Source organism: Nonomuraea sp. NPDC050556, assembly GCF_044457355.1.
GTDB lineage: Bacteria > Actinomycetota > Actinomycetes > Streptosporangiales > Streptosporangiaceae > Nonomuraea.
In genome coordinates this window covers 273,120-293,542 of sequence record NZ_JBITGU010000005.1, presented here as the reverse complement: position 1 = coordinate 293,542, position 20,423 = coordinate 273,120, and the positions used below count along the sequence as shown (strand labels likewise).

Below are 20,423 nucleotides of genomic sequence, written 5' to 3'. Positions count from 1 at the left end.
CCGATATATACATAAAGACGAGGAGACTGCGTTGTTTGACCAGGTGGCGCACTTCATCGGCGGGCGGCCGGTGCCGGAGGGCGCGACGTTCCCGGCCTATGATCCGATGACCGGAGAGGTCATCCGCCAGGTCCACGAGGCGGACTCGGCGATCGTCGACCGGGCCGTCCGAGCAGCCCGTACGGCACAGCCCGCCTGGGCGGCGCTCCCCGTTGGCGAGCGGGCCGCCTGGATGCGTAGGCTGGCCGACGGCATCGAGGCGCGCTTCGACGACTTCGTCGCGGTGGAGATCGCCGACACCGGCAAGCCGCTGGAGCAGACCCGCACCCTCGACATCCCGCGCGGCGCGGCCAACTTCCGCGCGTTCGCCGAGATCGCGGCCCAGCGGCCCGAGCAGGCCTTCCACCTGCCGGGCGTGCTCAGCTACACCGTGCGCAGGCCGCTCGGCGTGGTCGCCGTGGTGGTGCCGTGGAACCTGCCGTTCCTGCTGATGACGTGGAAGCTCGGCCCGGCGCTGGTCGCGGGCAACGCGGTCGTGGTCAAGCCGTCGGAGAACACGCCCGGGTCGGCGGCGCTGCTGGCCGAGGTCTGCGCCGAGATCGGCCTGCCACCGGGCGTCCTGAACATCGTCTACGGCTACGGCGCCACCGGCCAGCACCTGGTCTCGCATCCGGGCATCGACGGGGTGACCTTCACCGGTTCCACCCGCACCGGGTCGACGATCATGAGGTCGGTGGCCGACCGGGTCAAGCCGGTCTCCTTCGAGCTGGGCGGCAAGAACGCGGGCCTGGTCTTCGCCGACGCCGACCTGGACAAGGCGGTCGACGGCTGCGTGCGGTCGGTGTTCACCAACGGGGGCCAGGTGTGCCTGTGCACCGAGCGGCTCTACGTCGAGCGGCCGGTCTTCGAGGAGTTCACCCGGCGCCTGGCCGAGCGCGCGACGTCGGTCACGCCGCAGCCGATGATCTCCGCTGAGCACCGGGACAAGGTGCTGTCGTACTACGAGCTCGCCAAGAGCGAGGGCGCGGTGTTCCACACCGGTGGCGGAGCTCCCGGCGGGTCCGGATATTTCGTGGAACCGACGGTTCTGTCCGGGCTCGGTGAGACCTCGCGCTTCAACACCGAGGAGATCTTCGGGCCGGTGTGCCACGTCGCTCCCTTCTCTTCTGAGGAAGAGGCCGTCGAGCTCGCCAACGCCTCCGACTACGGACTCGCCGCGACCGTCTGGACCACCTCGCTGAACCGGGCCCACCGCGTCGCCCAGCGGCTCGAAGCCGGTCTCGTGTGGGTCAACACCTGGTACCTGCGCGACCTCCGCACACCTTTCGGCGGAGTGAAGCTCTCCGGCATCGGCAGGGAAGGCGGCACACAATCGCTCGACTTCTACTCCGAGCCCACCACCATCACGATGGAGATCTCATGAACGACGAGTGGTCAGAGGCGGTAGACGTGCGCACCCAGGCGGCCGACCGGCTGCGTGAGGCAGAACGTTCTGGGAAACCCTGCGCGCCCGTGCGGGATCTCGTGGGCACGGCAGCCGAGGGCTACGCCGTACAGGAGATCAATACACGGCTCGCGCTGACCGAGGGCCGCAGGCTGGTCGGCAGGAAGATCGGGCTGACCAACGCGGCCGTGCAGAAGCAGCTCGGCGTCGACCAGCCCGACTTCGGCATGCTCTTCGCCGACATGGCCTACCTCGACGGGCTCCCGGTGCCGACCGAGCGGTTCCTGCAGCCGCGCGCCGAGGCCGAGGTCGCGCTCGTGCTCGGCAGAGACCTCGTCGGTGGTCCGTTCACGGTCGCCGACGTGATCAGGGCGGTCGACTTCGTGCTCCCGGCGATCGAGATCGTCGACTCGCGCATCGCCGACTGGGACATCACGCTGGCCGACACGATCGCGGACAACGCGTCCAGCGGCGCGTTCGTCCTGGGCAACACCCCGCGATCGCTGCAGGGGCTGGACCTGCGGCTGGCCGGGATGACCATGACCAAGGGCGGCAAGGAGGTCTCCACCGGCGCGGGAGCGGCGTGCATGGGGCACCCGCTGAACGCCGCCGTCTGGCTGGCGGACACGCTCGGCGGCACCGACTTCCCGCTGCGCGCGGGCGACGTCGTGCTGACCGGCGCGCTCGGGCCCGTGGTGCCCGCCGTGGCAGGGGACGTGTTCGAGGCGCACATCGAGGGCCTCGGCTCGGTCCGGGCGGTGTTCGCATGACCGTCGTTTCGGGTACGGCGAGCAACCGGCAACCCATCAAGATCGCGATCATCGGGTCGGGCAACATCGGCACCGACCTGATGTTCAAGGCCCTGCTGTCGAAGAAGGTGCAGGTCGTCGCCATGGCCGGCATCGACCCTGACTCCGACGGCCTGGCCAGGGCGGCCAGGCGCGGGCTGGCGACCACGGCCGAGGGCGTGGACGGGCTCGTGGCGCTGCCCGAGTTCGCCGACGTGGACATCGTGCTCGACGCCACCTCGGCGGGCGCGCACGCCTACAACGCGGCGACCGTACAGGCACACGGCAAGCGGGTCATCGACCTGACCCCCGCAGCGATCGGCCCCTACGTGGTGCCGACCGTGAACCTCGACGACCACCTGGGCGCGCAGAACCTCAACATGGTCACCTGCGGCGGCCAGGCGACGATCCCGATCGTCGCGGCCGTCGCGTCGGTCGCCTCGGTGAAGTACGCGGAGATCGTGGCGTCCATCGCGTCGAAGTCCGCGGGGCCTGGCACCAGGGCCAACATCGACGAGTTCACCGAGACGACCTCCCGGGCGATCGAGCAGGTCGGCGGCGCCGAGCGGGGCAAGGCCATCATCGTGCTCAACCCGGCGGAACCCCCGCTGATCATGCGCGACACCGTCTACTGCCTGGTCGACGAGTGCGACGAGGCGGCCGTCACCCAGGCGGTCGAGGACATGGTCGCCCGCGTGCAGGAGTACGTGCCCGGCTACCGGCTCAAGCAGGACGTCCAGTTCACCGTGATCGCCGAGGACGAGCCGGTCTGGACGCTGCTGACCGGCCAGAAGGGCGGCGTGAAGGTCACCGTCTTCCTCGAGGTCGAGGGCGCGGCCCACTACCTGCCCGCCTACGCGGGGAACCTGGACATCATGACCTCTGCCGCGCTCAGGACGGCCGAGCGCATCGCCGAGATGGAGCTGGTGTGAAGATCTACGTGCAGGACGTCACCCTGCGGGACGGTATGCACGCCATCAGGCACCGCTACACGGTCGACGAGGCCGCCACGATCGCCCGCGCGCTCGACGCGGCCGGGGTGGCCGCGATCGAGATCGCGCACGGCGACGGCCTGGCCGGTGGCAGCTTCAACTACGGTCCAGGCGCGCACACCGACGAGGAGTGGATCGAGGCCGTCGCGGGCGCCGTGACGAACGCCAAGCTCACCACGCTGCTGCTGCCGGGCATCGGCACCCTGCACGACCTGCGCAAGGCGCACGCCCTCGGGGTGACCTCCGTACGGATCGCCACGCACTGCACCGAGGCCGACATCTCCGCCCAGCACATCTCCACGGCCCGCGAGCTGGGCATGGACGTGGCCGGGTTCCTGATGATGTCCCACATGGCCCCGCCCGACGTGCTGGCCGCGCAGGCCAGGCTGATGGAGTCGTACGGAGCACACTGCGTGTACGTCACCGACTCGGGCGGCGGCCTGACCATGGACGGCGTGCGCGACCGCATCCGCGCCTACCGGGACGCGCTCCTCCCCGAGACCGAGATCGGCATCCACGCCCACCACAACCTGGGCCTCGGCGTGGCCAACTCGGTCGTCGCCGTCGAGAACGGTTGCTTCCGTGTGGACGCGTCGCTGGCCGGGATGGGCGCGGGCGCGGGCAACTGCCCGATCGAGGTGTTCGTCGCCGTGGCCGACCTGATGGGCTGGGAGCACGGCTGTGACCTCTACGCGCTCATGGACGCGGCGGACGACCTCGTCCGCCCGCTGCAGGACCGGCCGGTGCGGGTCGACAGGGAGACGCTGACGCTGGGGTACGCGGGCGTCTACTCCAGCTTCCTGCGCCACGCCGAGTCGGCCGCCGCCCGCTACGGCGTCGACACCCGCACGATCCTGACCGAGGTGGGGCGGCGGCGGATGGTCGGCGGCCAGGAGGACATGATCGTGGACATCGCGCTCGACCTGAGGGGTGCCCAGTGAAGCTGGCGGAGCTGCTCGACCAGGCGTGCCGTACGGCCATCGCGATGGAGCAGCCGAGCGGGGCGTTCGATCCGTACGCGGTGCAGAGCTCGCTGATCGACCTGCGCCTGGAGCGCGGGGAGCGGTTGTCCGGGGTGAAGCTCGGGTTCACCAGCGAGGGCAAGCGCGTGCAGATGGGCGTGCACGACCTCATCCTGGGGCGTCTCACCGACGCCATGGCGGTGCCCAGCGGCTCTTCCGTCGACGTGGCCCGGTTCATCCATCCGCGCGTCGAGCCCGAGGTCGTCTACCTGACCGGGCGCACGATCGCCTCGGTGGCCGACGCGCTGGCCCCGGACGCCGTGGCGGCGGTCGCGCCGGGCATCGAGGTGATCGACTCGCGGTACGAGAACTTCCGCTTCTCCCTGGAGTCGGTGATCGCCGACAACACCTCGGCTGCGGCCTACGTGGTCGGCCCGTGGCGTCCCTACGACCCTTCCGACTGGAACCTGGGCGTGCTCTTCCAGATCGACGGGCGCACGGTCCACGTGGGTTCGACGGGCGCGATCCTCGGCGACCCGCGCCGGGCGGTCGTGGAGGCGGCGCGGCTGGCGGCGGAGATCGGGGTGGTCATCCCTGCGGGTTCCGTGTTGCTGGCGGGGGCGGCTACTCCTGCCGAGCCGCTGCTTGCCGGGGCTTTCGTGAGCGTGGAGATCCAGCGTCTGGGGACGGTGACCGTACATGCTGGTTGACGGGAAGGCGACGCCGCGCGGGAGGTTTCCCCACGTACGGCGGGCCGGTGACTTCCTCTACGTGTCGGGGACCAGCTCGCGGCGGCCGGACAACAGCTTCGAGGGCGTCGAGGTCGACGCGATGGGCACCACGAACCTCGACATCCGCGCGCAGACCAGAGCGGTCATCGAGAACGTCGGCGACATCCTCAAGGCGGCGGGCGGTTCGCTCGCGGACCTTGTGCAGATCACCACCTATCTGGTCAACATGAACGACTTCAAGGGCTACAACGAGGTCTACGCCGAGTTCTTCGACGAGACAGGCCCGACCCGCACGACGGTGGCGGTGCACCAGCTCCCGCACCCCCACCTGCTGATCGAGATCCAGGCAGTCGCATACAGACCGGAGGCGCGACCATGATTCCCCCCATCGACTTCACCAAGTGGATCGACGAGCACGCTCACCTGCTCAAGCCGCCGGTGGGCAACAAGGTCGTCTTCGAGCAGGCGGACGACTTCATCGTCATGGTCGTCGGCGGGCCCAACCAGCGCACCGACTTCCACGTGGACCCCTATGAGGAGCTGTTCTTCCAGATCAGGGGGAACATGCACCTCAACGTGATGACGCCTGAGGGTCCGGACACGATCCACATCCGCGAGGGGCAGATGTGGCTGCTGCCCGGCAACATGCCGCACTCGCCGCAGCGCGAGGCCAACTCGGTCGGCCTGGTGATCGAGAAGATCCGCGAGGAGGGGCGGCTGGAGAAGTTCCGCTGGTACTGCCAGGAGTGCAGCGCCGTGGTCCACGAGGTGGAACTCCAGGTGCGGGACATCGTCCAGGACCTGCCGCCGGTCTTCCAGGCGTTCTACACCGACGAGAAGGCGCGCACGTGTGACAACTGCGGCGCTTTGCACCCAGGCAAGGGCTAGATGATCCTCGACGTTCACACGCATTACGTGCCTCGCGGCTGGCCCGATCTGGGCTGGCCGGGGGCGCCGCGGTTGCGGGTCGACTCCGAGCGCGAGGCGATGATCCTCGTCGACTCCCGCGAGTTCCGGAAAATTCAGGACAACTGCTGGTCGGCGGACGTACGGCTCGCCGAGATGGCCGCTGACGGCGTCGACGCGCAGGTCGTCTCGCCCACTCCGGTGTTCTTCGGGTACGAACGCCCCGCTGAGCAGGCCGTACGGGTCGCCAAGATCTTCAACGACCTCGCTCTGGAGATCTGTACGGACGACCGCCTGATCCCGTTCTGCCAGGTGCCGCTGCAGGACCCCGACCTGGCCTGCGCCGAGCTGGACCGCTGCCTGGAGCAGGGCCACCGGGGCGTCGAGATCGGCAACCACGTCGGCGACCGCGACCTCGACGACGACGGCGTCGTGCAGTTCCTCCAGCACTGCGCCGCCACCGGCACGCCGGTCTTCGTGCACCCCTGGGACATGGAGTCGAGCCCGCGGCTGAACCGCTGGATGGCGCAGTGGCTGGTCGGCATGCCCGCCGAGACCCACCTGTCGATCCTGTCGATGATCCTCGGCGGCGTCTTCGACCGCGTCCCGCCTTCGTTGAAGGTCTGCTTCGCGCACGGTGGCGGGTCGTTCGCCTTCTGGCTCGGGCGCTTCGAGAACGCCTGGCACCGCAGGAACGACCTCGTCGGCGTGTCCGAGTTCCCGCCGTCCCACTACCTCGACCGGTTCAGCGTCGACTCGGTGGTCTTCGACGAGCGGGCGCTGCGGCTGCTCGTCGACACGATGGGGGAGGAGCGGGTCATGCTCGGCTCGGATTATCCGTACCCCCTCGGAGAGTCGCCCGTCGGTGGTCTCATCAGATCTGCGGCCTTCCTGTCCGACGAAGCCCGCGCGAGGATCCTTGGTGGCAACGCAGCGGTGTTTCTCGGGAAGAAGTGAGCCCTCCATGCGCGTGACAACCACGGTCGTGCTGGTCCTGGCCCTCGCCGGGTGCGGCGGCGAGGCCCTGCAGGGGACGCAGGACTCCACGGTCAAGGTCGGCGCGATCATCTCGCAGACCGGGGTCTACTCCGCGCTCGGCGACGACATGGAGACGGCCATGCGCCTCTACCTCGACGAGCACGGCGGCAAGCTCGGCGGCAAGAAGGCCGAGCTGGTCGTGGCGGACGACGCGGGCAACCCGGAGACCGGCCGGCAGCGGGCCAGGCAGCTCATCATGACGGACAAGGTCGACGTCGTCACCGGGCTGATCGCCTCGCCCGTGGCCGTCGCCGTGGTCAAGGAGGCCGGGGCGCAGAACACCCCGGTCGTGGTGGCCAACGCGGGCGCTGACTCGCTCGGCGGGCCTGGCGTCTTCCGCGTCTCGTTCACGAACTACGCCCACGGCTACGCGGCGGGCAAGTACGCGGCCGCGCACTACGCCAAGGAGGGCGCCGTGCTCATGGGCGCCGACTACTCGGCGGGCACCGAGACGCTCAGAGGCTTCACCGCGGGGTTCGGGGCTGCGCCGATCAAGCAGATCCTCACGCCGTTCGGCAAGACGCAGAACTTCGAGCAGTACCTGGAGGAGATCCCGGCCGAGGCGAAGTTCGTCTACGCCTTCTACGCCGGGGGCGAGGCGATCACCTTCGCCAAAAACTTCAAGCAGTACGGCTACGCCGCCAAGGTCAAGCTGCTGACCTGCCAGAACATCACCGACGAGGACGTGTTGCAGGCCATCGGCGCCGACGCCGACGGCATCACCAGCGTCGGCCTCTACTCGCCCGCGCTCGACAACGCCGAGAACACCGCGTTCGTCGGCAAGTGGAAGGCCAAGACCGGCAAGAACCCGTCGGTCGTCGCGGTGCAGAGCTGGGACGCGATGCAGCTCATCGACAAGGCCGCGGCGCTCGGCCCCCTGCGGGACTCGCTGGGCAAGGTCGGCTCGATCCCCAGCCCGCGCGGTGCACTCACGCTCGACCCGACCACGCACGACCCGGTGCAGAACTGGTACGCCCGCACCTACGAGGGCGGCGTGAACAGGGTCGTCGCCACCATCCCGCCGGATCCGTCGTGAGGCTCCACCAGGTGACCGTGCGGTTCGGCGGGCTGCGCGCCGTCGACGGCGTGGACCTCAGCGTGGAGCGTGGGGAACGGCGGGCGATCGTGGGGCCCAGCGGTTCTGGCAAGTCCACGCTTCTGGGGCTGCTGGCCGGGACGCTCAAGCCCACCCTCGGCACCGTCTCGCCCGACGGGCACGGCGCCGTCGCCAGGACCTTCCAGCACAGCAGCCTGTTCGCCGGGCTGACGTGCTTGGAGAACGTCGTGCTCGCCGTACGGGCCAGGGAGAGTGTCGGCACGCGGGCCTGGCTGTCGGCCGAGCGGCGGGTGGCGATCGCCAGGGAGGCGCGGGGGTACCTCGACCTCGCCTCGCTCGCCGACGGGCCGACCGGGGCGCTGTCCCCTGGTGCGGCTCGGCGGCTCGAGGTGGCGATGGCGCTCGCCGGCAGGCCCGGGTTGTTGTTGCTCGACGAGCCCTTCGCGCGGATGTCTGGCTTTGAGCGGGAACGGTTCGCCTCGCTCGTCAACGGGTTGCCGGACGACCTGACCGTGGTCATCACGGCCGCTGATGTGGATCTCGTCCGTCCTGTCGCCACGCACGTGACCGTGCTGGCGGCGGGGCGGGTGGTCGCTTGTGAAGTCGCTTATGAAGGAGTTTCGAGTGTTGGATCGTGAAGCCTGTGCGGCGCTCGACGCCGAGGACCCGTTGCGGTCGTTCCGCGATGAGTTCGTGCTGCCGTCGGACGTCATCTACCTGGTGGGGAACTCGCTGGGCGCGATGCCTCGCGCGGCGGCCGGACGGGTTGCCAGGACGGTCGAGGAGGAGTGGGGCAAGCAGCTCGTCGGCGGGTGGAACAGCGCGGGCTGGTATGCCCAGCCGTTGACGGTCGGGGACCGGCTGGCTCCGCTGATCGGCGCGGCGCCGGGGACGGTCGTGGTGGGGAACACGACGTCGATCGCTGTCTACCAGGCGGTGGCCGCGGCGTTGCGGCTGCGTCCGACGCGGTCGGTGATCGTGGGGGACGTGACGAACTTCCCGACGGACAACTACATGCTGGAGTCCTTCGGCCGGGAGATCCGCGACTTCACCCTTCCGCTCGACGAGGACGTGGCGGTGGTACTCCTTTCCGAGGTCAACTACCGAACCGGCGAACGCTACGACGTCCCGGCAGTGACCGCGCAGGTCCATGCGGCGGGCGCGATCATGATCTGGGACGTCTGCCACAGCGTGGGCGCTCTGGAGGTGGACGTGTCGGGGGCCGACTTCGCGGTTGGCTGCACGTACAAGTACCTGAACGGCGGGCCTGGGGCTCCGGCCTTCCTGTACGTCAACCACCCGGACGCGGAGAACGTTCTGTCCGGCTGGTACGCCCACGCCGAACCGTTCGCCTTCGAACCCACCTTCCGCCCGGCGGAGGGCATCCGCCGCTTCACGGTGAGCACCCCCCACGTCCTGTCTTTCGCCGCTTTGGAAGCTGCCCTAGACATCTGGGACAGGGTGGACATGCGTCAGGTCAGGGCGAAGAGCATCTCCCTGACCACCCTTTTCATCGACCTGATCGAGTCGACAACCGACCTGCAGCTGGTCTCTCCCAGGGATCCGGCGATGCGCGGCAGCCAGATCAGCTTCCGCCACCCGGACGGCTATCCGGTGATGCGCGCCCTGATCGACAAGGGGGTGCATGGCGATTTCCGCGCTCCGGACATCCTGCGCTTCGGCTTCGCGCCTTTGTACATCCGCCATGTGGACGTGTACGACGCGGCGACGACGATCGCCGAGGTCCTGGACAAGGAGCTGTGGCGAGACGAGAAGTACACCCAACGCCTCGCCGTAACCTGACGCACGCCACCCGCCCGCCCCTGCTCCCGCTGTGGCGGGCCACCTGCGGCGGCTTCCGTCCGTGCGGGGTAGGGCTTCCTGACGGGCAGCCCTACTCGGTCAGGACCGAGCGCCCGCAGCCGAGGGACGGGGATTGTGCTCGTTGAGCGGCCATCCTGCCGTGGCCTTCGGTGAAGCGCGGGCGTGGGGATCGCGTGCTGGACGAGGACGCCTCCGTCGCGGGAAGGACGAGGAGCCGCGTGGGCGGGGTTCCAGGAGGTGGAACCGGAGGGTTCCGGAGGGTGGAATTGGGCGTTGGGGGCGTAGGGGTGGATAAGGCACGCTGGGTGTCATAACCCCCCTGAAAGGCATCCCATGCGTCGACTTCTCTCCGTGGCGGCCGTCTCTGGTCTGTTGCTGGTTTCCCACGCCCCTGCCCTCGCCGACACCTCGGACAACATCCCCAACGTCTGCGGGGATCGGAGGCCCGCTGATCCGGCCGCTGGTGAGTATGGGATGCAGCTCGATGGGTCGTTCCGGCATCCAGGGCTTACTCCCGCCGGAGAAGAGCGGTTTGCTTTTCCTGGTGGGGCTATGGATCTGTTTTCCAAGACCAAAGGGTACGACCCCAGGAGTTATGTCGAGGGGCCGATCAAGGTTGAGGCCGCATATCGGGGAGCGGAGTTCACACCCGACTACTTCCACACCTGGCAGAACATCGTCGACTTCGATGGGCGGCGGTATCTGTTCCAGTACGACCGGACTGAGGCTCGGGTTTACGACGTCACTGATGTGAAGAAGGTGACTGTCGTGGAGAAGCTTTCCGGGAAGGACTGGAAGGTCGCCGACTACTGGGGCGCCTCCACGATTCAGTGGCGTGATGGGCATTACGTCATGATCCAGAGCTTCGAGCAGAAGCGGCAGGTCGAGGAGCTTGGTGATGATCCGAAAAAATCCAAGTTCCACAATCCCGACGGTGTGGAGAAGCTGCGCAACGCCACCACGTTCAAGGGGTTCAAGGTTTATCGGCTCGATGGGCCTCGGCGTAAAGACTGGAAGCTGATCTCTACCGTTACTACGGATCCGACGCTTACGGATCCCAAGCCGGGGGTTCAGCAGGGCTCCGGGTCGCTGGATGTGCCGTACTGGACCGGCGGCAAGTACATGTTCATCGCCACTGCTCCTCTGGACAGCTGGAGTAATACCGAGGTCCCGACCTATCTGTACTCGGCTGGATATCAGGCGTACGACATGTCGGATCTCGGGCATCCCAAGAAGGTCGGCGAGTGGCACCGCAAGGGGCAGATCGCTTCCGAGAGCGCCGCCTATGCCAAGAATCCGCGCTGCGGCAACCAGACCTCCTGGATGGGGGCGCGGATGCCCATGGCGGTCTCAGGCCGGTACGGCTTCGCGGCGCTCGGGGGGTTCGGGTTCTCTGTTCTGGACCTGAAGAACCCCGGGAAGATGACGGAAATATCGCATCTTGATCTGCCGATGTCCGTCGGGGGTACCGAGGCGGACAATGTGGATGTGTCGCAGTACGCGGAGACTGGGATGGTCTATGTTTCCGGATATCCGCTCGGCGAAGACTGTCACGAGCCTTACAAGGACATCTTCCAGATCGATGCCAAAGACCCTCGCCACCCGCGCATCGTCGGCACCCTCCCCAGGCCCAAGCCTGCCCCGGGGGCGAAGTTCACGGACTACTGCCAGCGCGGCGGCAGCTTCGGCCCCAAGCGCTCCGGCTACTACACCTCACCAGGTGACCCCGAGCAGGGCCTGATGATGTACGGCTTCTACAACGCCGGCGTCCAGTTCTTCGACACCAGCGACGTCAAGCACCCGAAGATCGTCGCCCAGTTCGTCCCGACCGGCTACAGCAAGAACGTCCCCGACTACGCCCTGGGCAACCAGACGCACGGCATCTACGTCGAGTGGGACCGCAAGATCGTGTGGGTGTTCACCAACGACGGCATCTACGCGGTCTCGTCCAAGAAGCTGCTCGGCCCGCCGAACCTGGGCAGGCCGGCGAAGCCGTACCGGAACAGCGCCAGATAACCGGGTAGGCCTTACTCATGACCGCGCGATCACCCCGGAGGATCGTGCGGTCATGGACGGTCGCTACGCAGGTGTCTCAGGCACGCTCGCCCTCCACGTGACGATCGGGCGGCGGGGTGTCCGTGCCGACGTCTTCCGTGGCGGCGTTCGTGTCACGTCCGTACGCACCAGGAAGGCGATCGAGCGGCTCCCGGGCAGGTGGCCGACCGGGGTCGGGTGGCTGGCGGTTACGCCGGTGGGGGAGGATCTGCTGGTCACGCTGCGGATGGATCGCCTGGTCGGGCGGTTGCCCCCCAGGTGCGAGCTGGTCTTCCCCGTGGGTCGGATAACATCATCCTGCCCATAAGGCACTGACCATGCGGCTCCGTGCGACCCTGCACACCCGCGGGTCCTCGGAGGCGCGCCCCCAGCTCTCCGGGAGACCCCCGCCATGCTGCTGACCTTCGCGGTCACCGCACTCGTCATGATCATGATCCCTGGCCCCGACGCGGCTCTGATCATGCGTTCCTCGCTCGCCAACGGCCGCGCCGCCGGACTGCTCACGATGCTCGGCGGGCTGATCGGCCTCACCGTGCACGCGTCCGCTGCGGCAATAGGGCTGTCCGCGCTGCTCGCCGCCTCGCCCACCGCGTTCGCGGTGCTGCGCTGGGTGGGGATCGCGTACCTGCTCTGGCTGGGGATCCAGTCGTTCAGGTCGAGGCCCGAGACCGTCAAGGAACAGAAGGCGGGAAAGCACTACGTGCGCAACGGGTTCCTGTCCAACCTGCTGAACCCCAAGGTGCTGCTGTTCTTCGTGACGTTCCTGCCGCAGTTCATGGTCGGGCAGTCGCCCCTGCTGCTGTCGGCGATCTTCGCTGCCCTCTACGCGGTCTGGTTCACCTTCTACAACGTGGTGGTCGACCGGGTGGGCGCGCTGCTGCGTACGCCGAGGATCAAGAAGCGGGTCGAACGGATCACCGGCCTCCTACTGGTCGGCTTCGCCCTGCGCCTGGTCGTCCAGTAGCTTGATCGCCCGCTTCGGCGCGATCGCCCGGTAGCTCTCCTCGACCCAGTCGATCAGCACCTCGACGTCGGGAAGGTCCGCGGCCGCCGGCACGCTGACCCAGCCCGCCTTCCCGAGCCCGTACCCGCTGGGCGCCGCGCCCGTGACGCTCAGCGCGTGCCCGTGCGTCTCCGACAGCAGCTTCACCCCGAAGCCCTCCGTCCCGAGGAACAGGAAGATCTTCTTGTTGACCTTGATGACGGTGTCGCCCCACGGGTGGTCCTCCCACGCCTCGGGCAGGGACAGGGCGAAGTCACGCAGGGCTTCATGCCAGTCGGTCATATGGTGCACGCTACCCAACATGACTGTGGACGAACTGATGGACCTCCTGACCGCCTGCGAGGACGCCTGGGACACGCCTGACCGCAGCGGCGACCCCGTGCCGCTGCTGGACCACGGACTCCAGGTGGCCGCCGTGCTCAGGCAGCGCTATCCGGACGACGTCGAACTCCAGGTGGCCGGGCTCGTGCACGACCTCGGCCACCTGCTGAACCCCGGCGACGAAGCGGGCCACGCGGCGGCCGGCGCCGAGGCGGTCAGGCCGTTGCTGGGCGAGGGGGTGGCGGAGCTGGTCGAGCTGCACGTCCCGGCCAAGCGCTACCTGGCGACCGTGGAGCCGGAGCGCGCGCTGTCGCCGGAGAGCGCGCGCACGCTGGAGCTGCAGGGCGGGCTGATGTCCCCAGAGGAGGTGCTGGCCTTCGAGGCGTACGGCACGCGGGCCGTGGCCCTGCGCCGGGCGGACGACGCGGGCAAGGTGATCGGCCTGGACCGGGAGCCCCTGGCTGAGCTGGCGACCTGGCGCCCGGTCATCGAGCGGGTCGCCGCAGCTCGGTGAGCTTGGCCTCGATCGCCGGCCGGATCCGGTCGCGCGCCTCCATCCGCGGCACCCCGGACATGAGCAGCCGGTCGTAGTCGGTGTCGAGGTGGCGCACGGACGCCACGACGGCCAGGGTGATCGCGTTCTCGTCGAGCGCCTTGGCAGCGGCCGAGCGCCCCACCCGGCCGCTGCCGCGCTGGCCCGCGTGCTCGGCGATCTCGGCGGCCCGCTCGGCCGGGCAGCCGGGGAACAGCCTGAGGATCTCGGCGGCCATCGCCGACTGGTACTCGACGTCCTGGTCGGCCCGCCGTACCCGGTCGCGGTCGCGGCGGCGCAGCCGTACCTCCTCGTCGGCCAGGCACTGCTCCTCGGCCAGCGCCAGCGCCGCCTCCTCCACCAGCACGCCGATCCGCTGGTAGATCTTGCGCCGCCGGTTGAACTCGACCACCACCGCCGACAGGCCGCTCTCCTTCTTGGCCCTGCGGCTGAGCGTGGCGTTGCCGCTGGGCAGCAGGACCAGGTGGTCGAGGTCGGCGCAGGTCAGGCAGTGGGGCCGGTCGTCCTCCATGATCAGGTAGGGGCCGGTGTCGCCGCACAGAGCGCAGGTCCACGGCTTCTGCGGCACCACGGCCACCAGGTCGGGCGCCTTGGCCTGGCGCTCGGTGATCTGCCGGACGCGCGCCTCGCTGAGCAGCGGCGACAGCCAGTGGACGCGGAACGGCTCCTGGTCGCCGGTCGAGGTGAACCGCAGCTCGCGCCGGTCGCGGCTGCTCGCGACATAGGGGGCGACGGAGGGGTTGAGCCCCTTGCCGAGCGCCCACGCGCGCAGGTGCTCCGCCGCGTCGGCCAGCCTGGCCTCGTCGACGGCGGCGAGCTCGGCCAGGGTGGCGGCGCGGCCCTGGCGCCAGGTGTCGACGTGGCGGGTGTGCAGCCAGCGCAGGCCGGTCACGACGTCGAGGAAGGTGACGTATTTCGCGTTGGTCAGGGCGATCTCGGCCGCTTCAGCGACCCGGCGCGCCAGGTTGGGCCTGCTCACCTTCCAAGCTTGCCCTAGGTTTTGGACAGCTCGGGCGGTCATTCCACGTCTACGCGTCGCGCGGAATCTAGCGTCGCGAAACATGGGGAAAATCATCATTCTCACCGCTCTTCTGGGCGGCTCTCTCATATCGCCGCCGGACACGTTCGACCTGAACGACCTGCGGGTCACGACGTACAACACGATGCTTCCCGCCGACGACCTGGTCGCCGAGGAGGCGCTGAGCCTCACCAAGCGCGACGAGCGCGCCGAGCAGATCGCCAGGAACCCGTACCTCCTGGGCAGCGACATCCTCGTGCTGGAGGAGCTCTACGACACGAAGTCCCAGAAGACGATCACCGACGGCCTCAAGGGCACCTTCCCGCACAGCACGCCGGAGGTCGGCGCCAAGAAGGGCTGGAAGGCCACCACGGGCAACCAGGACGACAGGCCGCACGGCGGCGGCGTCAAGATCTTCAGCCGCTACCCGATCAAGGAGATGAGCCAGCACCTCTTCAAGGAGTCGTGCGGCGTCAACGACAAGACCAGGCAGGGCTTCGCGTACGCCAAGGTCGAGCCGGTACCCGGGACGTTCGTGAACGTCATCGGCGTCCAGGTGCAGTCCTACGACCGCAAGGGTTGTCCGTACGGCGGGCGGTTCGAGGAGGGCGCCGAGATCCGCACGGGACAGTACGAGGAGATCAGGTCCTTCGTGGACGGCCTGCCCGAGGACGAGCCGGTGGTCATCGCCGGTGACCTCGTGGCCGACCTGCGCCAGGAGGAGTACATGTACATGGTCGACTCCCTGAACGTGGCCGAGCCGGAGCGGCCGGGCCCGGCGCAGTACTCCACCAGCCCGGTCGCCACGCTCGACTGGAAGGCGCAGGCGCTGCGCGACTACGTGTTCTTCGCCGCCGACCACCCGACGCCGGACAGGATGATCAACCGGGTGCAGCCGATCCACGGCGACGGGATCGTCATCGACGACTACGACAACGCGCGCAACACGATCGACCTGTCGTACCGCCACGCGATCACCAACTGGGACGGCTGCGCCGACCGCGCGGCCAAGTGCACCCGCTACAAGGTCACCGTCGACGGCGTCCACATCGACGACGACGAGGACTGGTGGCCCAAGGGCGCAGGCGAGATGTACGGCTCGGTGCTGATCGACGGTCTGCCGGTCTGGTACCACACGCAGGACGACTACGAGAGCGTCGACAGTGGCGACAACCTGGCCACGCTCGTCCCGGTCGAGGCCAGGCCGAACCTCGGCCCTGACGGCAAGGTCCCGGTGGACGTCGCGGTCTGGGACGACGACTCGATCGGGTTCGGCATCTCCTTCGGACTCAAGGGCGACGACGAGGTGGGTCTCGGCCACGCGCAGTGGACCCCGGAAGACGGTCCCGGCCAGCACAAGGCCGAGTTCAACGACGGAAATGTGGTCGTCACTTATACGGTGACCGAGATGAATTGATTTGTGGGGTTCTTAGACCCGCAAAGCACTCCCCTTTTGGTGGAGAGGGCACATATCCAGAGGTAAGTTCACTCACCAAGGAGAGTGCATCCACCATGCATTGGAGCACTTCGGGACGCCGTGGCGCGCTGGCAGCAGCCGTCGCGGCAGTCTCCATATTCGCCACCATGGCGCCTTCCTCGGCCGAACAGCGGCACGAGGAGACCACGAACTGGGGCACGGTCATCGAGGAGGGCGGCTGCGTCCAGGCCCACTCCTGGATCGCCCGCGTCAAGGGCGCGTTCAATCTCGTCGACACCTCGCTGTTCGCGTCCCACTACCCGGAGACGCCCTCCGCGCCTGAAGAGGCCGGCGGCGGCAAGGACCTGATCAACCTCATCCTGCCGGGTGTCGGCGTCGGCCTCGGCCGCGTCGGCGCCCTCTACACCTCGGCCATGGGCAACAAGCTGCCCGCGGGGCCAGGCCGTCCGCCCAAGGACGCGCCGTGCAGCGCGTACGCGGAAGCCGGCGGCGGCGAGTTCGACGTCGGCATCCCGTACATCGCGCCGCTGCCCGGGGCCGAGACCCCGATGTCGCCCGTCGGCCTGCACGGCGAGGGCATCACGGTGACGGCGCGCACCTCGCCCAAGGGGCCGGTGAAGTTCACCGGGCGCTTCGGGCGCGCGACGCTGTCGTCGTTCGGGTTCAAGGTGATCGACGTGCCGCTGGACTGGCCGCCGAACTTCGGCGTCCGGATCCCGTCCAACTACAGCATGCCGGTCATCGCGCAGGTGACGCTGAACGAGCAGGTCACGACGGACAGCAAGGGCGTCGAGACCGAGCACTACAACCCGAAGGCCAAGAGCGGGTACGTCAACGCCGGTCACGCCAGCCTGCTGGGGTCGAACGTCGGTGACGTGACGATCGGCCACGCGGCCGTCCTCTACGACGCCGACCAGGACCCGGGGACGGTCGTCACGCCGCCCCCGAGCCCGACGCCGACCGACGAGGTCACGCCCGACTAGGGCGCTTGGCCCCCGCCTTTGTCGTGACATAGGCGGGGGCCAGGAATCCCTTGAGCCGATCACGGCTAGGAAGCATCCATGCGCCCGCTCTGGCTCGCCCTAGCCGTCCTCCTGTCCGTCCAGGCGTGCGGCCTCTCGCGGAACGTGGCGACGCCGTCCGTGTCCGGGGCGTTCGGGGTCAAGCCGGTGATCAAGCTGCCCACCGGCAAGCCGGAGGCCGTCCCGCACGTCACGGTGCTCTCCGAGGGCTCGGGCCCGCCGACGCGCAAGGGCGACGTGGTGATCACCGACGTCGAGATCAGGCAGTGGCAGGGCAACAAGCCGTACATGAACACCTACGACGCCGCCCAGCCCACCACGGTCGTCTTCGACGGCCAGCACGTGTCGGAGACCTGGGAGCAGGCGCTGGTCGGCCAGCGAGCGGGCAGCAGGGTAATGCTCGTCAGCCCGGCGACCAAGGGCTTCGGCCCAGACGGCCCCCCGGCCGGGGTGAACCCGGCGGACACGCTGGTGCTCGTCTTCGACGTCCTCGGCAGCTACCCGCGCGACGCGAGGCTGATCGGCCAGACCCTGCCGAGCCTCCCCGCCGGCCTCGGGCTCAAGGCGCAGACCCTGGTCGACGGCTCGGGTGAGCAGGTGCGGCCGGGCGCCAGGGTGGTGGTGCAGTACGTCGGCGCCCGCTGGCCGAGCCGTAAGATCTTCGACTCGTCGTACGCCAGGGGCGGGCCGAACGCGTTCGTGCTCAAGGACAGGGCGGTGCCCCCGGGGTGGGTCGGCGGCCTGACGGGGAGACGCGTTGGCAGCCGCGTCGCCATTCCCGTCCCTGCCGCGGACACCAAGGGCTTCACCGCCACCACCGGCGGTATCGGCGTCCCCGAGGGCACCCTGCTCTACGTCGTGGACATCATCGACGTGATCTAGCCACAGTGCTCGAACGGGCTCTCGTAGCTCGTCGAACCCGCCTTGCCGCCCCACTTCACGCACTTGTCCGCCGCTGCGGCGCGCACAGGACCCGCGTAGTAGGTGAAGTTGCCCGAGTCGGTGATCCGCGTCGACCCCTGCACCTCCAGGAAGGCGCTCGTCGCCGTGGCCGTGCCGAGCGAGGTGGACTTGAGCGTCGCCACGCAGTTGTTGCCGTTGGCGCTGTTGTAGAGCAGGTAGGCGGTCCCGGACGTGCCGAGCGCCTGCGTGTCGATCACCGAGTAGCCGTCGCCGCAGACCTTCTGCGGCGTGTACGGGTTGGTCGCCGCCCCGGTCACGTACGACATGTACGTCGACCAGTTCCAGTACGGGCCCGGGTCGGTGTGGTCGGCGCCCGGCACCTCGACGTGGCCGATGATGTGCGTGCGGTCCTTCGGGATGCCGTACCTGTCGGCGATGTTGCGGGTCAGCGCGGCTGACGCCCGGTACATCTGGTCGGTGAACCACGAGGCGTTGTCGATGTAGCCCTCGTGCTCGATGCCGACGGAGCGGTGGTTGTAGGAGCTGACGCCCGCGTGCCAGGCGCGGTCCTTCTCCCTGACCATCTGGGTGATCTGCCCGTCGGAGGAGCGCACGACGTAGTGCGCGGACACCGCGGCCGACGGGTTCTGGAACCAGGAGATCGTGCCCGCGTAGGAGCCCTGGGTCACGTGGATGATGATCCGGTCGATCGGCTCGTCGATGGGCCGGTTGGAGACGGCGTAGTTGGCCGTGCTCGCCGGGACCCACAGCGCGCCCGGGTAGTCGGTCGCCGCGGCCAGCGCGCGCGACTCCTCGGCGTACTTCCCGAGATCGGGCTGTACGGCCCGGCCGGACACCCGCACGCCGCGCGCGTCGACGCCCTTGGCGAGGGTCTCGTAGACGGCGTCCGCGTACAGCTTGGCCGTACCGTCGTTGGAGGTGTGGCCGTAGGCGGCGACGGCCGGGTACCAGCGCCCGGCGTCCTTGCGCGCTGCGTCGTCCAGGCCGAGCGCGTCGGCCTGGGCGCGCAGGACGGCCGCGCCGCCCTGCACGTTGGCGGCGTCGTTGGTCCGGAGCGCGTCGACGGGCTGCGAGGTGAGCTTGGCCGCCTCCTCCAGCGCGTGCGTGGACGGGTTGCTGACCAGGTGCATCACCCCGTAGCCGCCGCTGGCGCTGGGCTTGCCGCCGTGGCCGTCGAGGTGGGTCTCCGCGTAGGCGAGCGCCACCAGCAGGTCGCGGGGCACGTCGTAGGTGGCCGCCGCCTTGGCGAAGGCGGCGTCGAGGTCGGCCGCCTGGGCGGTCGGAAGGGGGGCGCAGAGCGCGGCGGCCAGCACGGCCGCCACGCCTAGGGATCTTGCTCTCACGAGTTCTCCATGATCAGCCGCAGTGCTCGAAGGGGCTGTCGTAGGTCGAGGAGCCGGCCGAGCCGCCCCACTTGACGCACTTGCCTGGGGCCGCTGCCCGTACCGGGCCCGCGTAGTAGCTGAAGTTGCCCGAGTCCGAGATCCGCGCCGATCCCTGGACCTCGAGGTAGGCCGAGACGGGCGAGGCGGTGCCGAGCGAGGTGGACTTGAGCGTCGTCACGCAGTTGTAGCCGTTGCCGCTGTTGTAGAGCAGGTAGACCGTGCCGGACGAGCCGAGCGCCGCCGAGTCGACCACGTCGTAGCCGGTGCCGCAGACCTGCTGCGGGGTGTACGGGTTGGTCGAGCCGCCGCAGTTCCTGGAGGTCAGCGTCTGGTCCGGGTAACCGAAGGTGACGCCGTTGAAGACGGCCTTCTGGATGTTGCTCGGGTAGCTGCTGCCGAGGCGGACCTCGTAGTGCAGGTGCGGGCTGATGTTGTTGCCCGGCTTGCTGGTGTTGCCGACCGCGCCGACCTTCTGGCCCTGGGAGACGGACTGCCCGGCGCTCACCGACATGTACTGCAGGTGGGCGTAGTAGGTCGCCCAGCCGCCGCCGTGGTCGATCTTGACCAGGTTGCCGTAGCCGTTGACCGAGCCCTGGTTGGCCGCGATGACCACGGTGCCAGACGCGGCGGCGACGACGGTGTCGCCCAGGTCGGCGCCTGCCGTGCTGCCGCGGTTCCAGTCGATCTCCCACGACTGGTGGGCGCTGCTGTTGCTGGAGTTGCCGTTCCAGGACTGGCCGCAGGGGAACGGCATCTGGAAGTTCGTCGCCAGGATCGAGGCGGTGGCCGGCGCTGTGGCCTGGTCAGCGGGGTCGTTGGGGTCCCGGGGATCGGCGAACGCCATGGGAGCGGTGAAGATGCTGAGTAAGAGGGTTGCGACGATTCCTCCGAAGAGCTTTCGCATGGAGGATCCTTTCTCGCGAGGCGGCGCAAGGTCAGTGGGATCGCTGAGACCAGGGTGG

The 20,423-nt window shown here is 68.8% G+C and carries 22 protein-coding genes; 18 read left to right on the top strand and 4 right to left on the bottom strand.

The features are described 5' to 3' along the window. The first annotated feature begins 31 nt into the window (after positions 1-31). From ACIBG8_RS43600 to ACIBG8_RS43535, 14 genes are all read left to right on the top strand, one after another. On the top strand, positions 32-1,423 hold the full coding sequence (locus tag ACIBG8_RS43600) for an aldehyde dehydrogenase family protein (RefSeq protein WP_397349144.1): 1,392 nt from the start codon (positions 32-34) through the stop codon (positions 1,421-1,423). Continuing rightward, positions 1,420-2,214, top strand: a complete 795-nt coding sequence (locus ACIBG8_RS43595) for a 2-keto-4-pentenoate hydratase (RefSeq protein ID WP_397349143.1) — start codon at positions 1,420-1,422, stop codon at positions 2,212-2,214. Before ACIBG8_RS43600 ends, ACIBG8_RS43595 begins: the two co-directional genes overlap by 4 nt. Beyond that, positions 2,211-3,164 (top strand): acetaldehyde dehydrogenase (acetylating), encoded by a 954-nt coding sequence (locus tag ACIBG8_RS43590; protein WP_397349142.1) that lies wholly within the window; start codon positions 2,211-2,213, stop codon positions 3,162-3,164. Before ACIBG8_RS43595 ends, ACIBG8_RS43590 begins: the two co-directional genes overlap by 4 nt. Further along, positions 3,161-4,165 (top strand): 4-hydroxy-2-oxovalerate aldolase, encoded by a 1,005-nt coding sequence (gene dmpG / locus ACIBG8_RS43585; protein ID WP_397349141.1) that lies wholly within the window; start codon positions 3,161-3,163, stop codon positions 4,163-4,165. The genes ACIBG8_RS43590 and dmpG overlap by 4 nt, the downstream gene beginning before the upstream one ends. Next, complete coding sequence (locus ACIBG8_RS43580) at positions 4,162-4,896, top strand: 2-keto-4-pentenoate hydratase (protein ID WP_397349140.1); 735 nt, start codon at positions 4,162-4,164, stop codon at positions 4,894-4,896. Before dmpG ends, ACIBG8_RS43580 begins: the two co-directional genes overlap by 4 nt. Further along, complete coding sequence (locus ACIBG8_RS43575) at positions 4,886-5,296, top strand: RidA family protein (protein ID WP_397349139.1); 411 nt, start codon at positions 4,886-4,888, stop codon at positions 5,294-5,296. The genes ACIBG8_RS43580 and ACIBG8_RS43575 overlap by 11 nt, the downstream gene beginning before the upstream one ends. Beyond that, the gene (locus ACIBG8_RS43570; protein ID WP_397349138.1) at positions 5,293-5,805 is read left to right on the top strand and encodes a 3-hydroxyanthranilate 3,4-dioxygenase; all 513 of its coding nucleotides are present in this window, start codon (positions 5,293-5,295) and stop codon (positions 5,803-5,805) included. Before ACIBG8_RS43575 ends, ACIBG8_RS43570 begins: the two co-directional genes overlap by 4 nt. Next, complete coding sequence (locus tag ACIBG8_RS43565) at positions 5,806-6,780, top strand: amidohydrolase family protein (protein ID WP_397349137.1); 975 nt, start codon at positions 5,806-5,808, stop codon at positions 6,778-6,780. Positions 6,781-6,787: 7 nt separating this feature from the next. After that, positions 6,788-7,897, top strand: coding sequence for an ABC transporter substrate-binding protein (locus tag ACIBG8_RS43560; protein WP_397349136.1), 1,110 nt, complete (start codon positions 6,788-6,790; stop codon positions 7,895-7,897). Next, positions 7,894-8,556 (top strand): ATP-binding cassette domain-containing protein, encoded by a 663-nt coding sequence (locus ACIBG8_RS43555; RefSeq protein ID WP_397349135.1) that lies wholly within the window; start codon positions 7,894-7,896, stop codon positions 8,554-8,556. The genes ACIBG8_RS43560 and ACIBG8_RS43555 overlap by 4 nt, the downstream gene beginning before the upstream one ends. Next, positions 8,528-9,721 (top strand): kynureninase, encoded by a 1,194-nt coding sequence (locus ACIBG8_RS43550; protein WP_397349134.1) that lies wholly within the window; start codon positions 8,528-8,530, stop codon positions 9,719-9,721. Before ACIBG8_RS43555 ends, ACIBG8_RS43550 begins: the two co-directional genes overlap by 29 nt. A 372-nt stretch (positions 9,722-10,093) precedes the next feature. After that, positions 10,094-11,758 carry a hypothetical protein gene (locus tag ACIBG8_RS43545; protein ID WP_397349133.1) on the top strand — a complete coding sequence of 555 codons (1,665 nt, stop codon included), beginning with the start codon at positions 10,094-10,096 and terminating at the stop codon, positions 11,756-11,758. A 52-nt stretch (positions 11,759-11,810) separates the two neighbouring features. After that, positions 11,811-12,104: a hypothetical protein gene (locus ACIBG8_RS43540; protein WP_397349132.1), complete on the top strand. Its 294-nt coding sequence runs from the start codon at positions 11,811-11,813 to the stop codon at positions 12,102-12,104. Positions 12,105-12,188: 84 nt separating this feature from the next. Then, positions 12,189-12,761, top strand: a complete 573-nt coding sequence (locus ACIBG8_RS43535; protein WP_397349131.1) for a LysE family translocator — start codon at positions 12,189-12,191, stop codon at positions 12,759-12,761. On the opposite strand, the gene ACIBG8_RS43530 is transcribed toward ACIBG8_RS43535, so the two are convergent. Next, positions 12,723-13,082: an MmcQ/YjbR family DNA-binding protein gene (locus ACIBG8_RS43530; protein WP_397349130.1), complete on the bottom strand. Its 360-nt coding sequence runs from the start codon at positions 13,080-13,082 to the stop codon at positions 12,723-12,725. The genes ACIBG8_RS43535 and ACIBG8_RS43530 overlap by 39 nt on opposite strands. 19 nt (positions 13,083-13,101) lie before the next feature. Here ACIBG8_RS43530 and ACIBG8_RS43525 point away from each other — a divergent pair, with 19 nt between their 5' ends. Then, positions 13,102-13,635, top strand: a complete 534-nt coding sequence (locus ACIBG8_RS43525; RefSeq protein WP_397349129.1) for an HD domain-containing protein — start codon at positions 13,102-13,104, stop codon at positions 13,633-13,635. On the opposite strand, the gene ACIBG8_RS43520 is transcribed toward ACIBG8_RS43525, so the two are convergent. After that, positions 13,607-14,653, bottom strand: a complete 1,047-nt coding sequence (locus ACIBG8_RS43520) for a DUF2293 domain-containing protein (protein ID WP_397349128.1) — start codon at positions 14,651-14,653, stop codon at positions 13,607-13,609. The genes ACIBG8_RS43525 and ACIBG8_RS43520 overlap by 29 nt on opposite strands. A gap of 82 nt (positions 14,654-14,735) precedes the next feature. On the opposite strand from ACIBG8_RS43520, the gene ACIBG8_RS43515 reads away from it, so the two are divergent. From ACIBG8_RS43515 to ACIBG8_RS43505, 3 genes are all read left to right on the top strand, one after another. After that, positions 14,736-16,109, top strand: coding sequence for an endonuclease/exonuclease/phosphatase family protein (locus ACIBG8_RS43515; protein ID WP_397349127.1), 1,374 nt, complete (start codon positions 14,736-14,738; stop codon positions 16,107-16,109). A 167-nt stretch (positions 16,110-16,276) separates the two neighbouring features. Continuing rightward, positions 16,277-17,113, top strand: coding sequence for a hypothetical protein (locus tag ACIBG8_RS43510; protein ID WP_397349126.1), 837 nt, complete (start codon positions 16,277-16,279; stop codon positions 17,111-17,113). A gap of 78 nt (positions 17,114-17,191) precedes the next feature. Then, a complete protein-coding gene (locus ACIBG8_RS43505; RefSeq protein ID WP_397349125.1) occupies positions 17,192-18,034 on the top strand; it encodes an FKBP-type peptidyl-prolyl cis-trans isomerase in 843 nt (280 codons plus the stop codon). On the opposite strand, the gene ACIBG8_RS43500 is transcribed toward ACIBG8_RS43505, so the two are convergent. Both ACIBG8_RS43500 and ACIBG8_RS43495 read right to left on the bottom strand, forming a co-directional pair. Then, the gene (locus tag ACIBG8_RS43500; protein WP_397349124.1) at positions 18,031-19,419 is read right to left on the bottom strand and encodes an N-acetylmuramoyl-L-alanine amidase; all 1,389 of its coding nucleotides are present in this window, start codon (positions 19,417-19,419) and stop codon (positions 18,031-18,033) included. The genes ACIBG8_RS43505 and ACIBG8_RS43500 overlap by 4 nt on opposite strands. 13 nt (positions 19,420-19,432) lie before the next feature. Next, positions 19,433-20,365 (bottom strand): M23 family metallopeptidase, encoded by a 933-nt coding sequence (locus tag ACIBG8_RS43495; protein WP_397349123.1) that lies wholly within the window; start codon positions 20,363-20,365, stop codon positions 19,433-19,435. Positions 20,366-20,423: the final 58 nt, after the last annotated feature.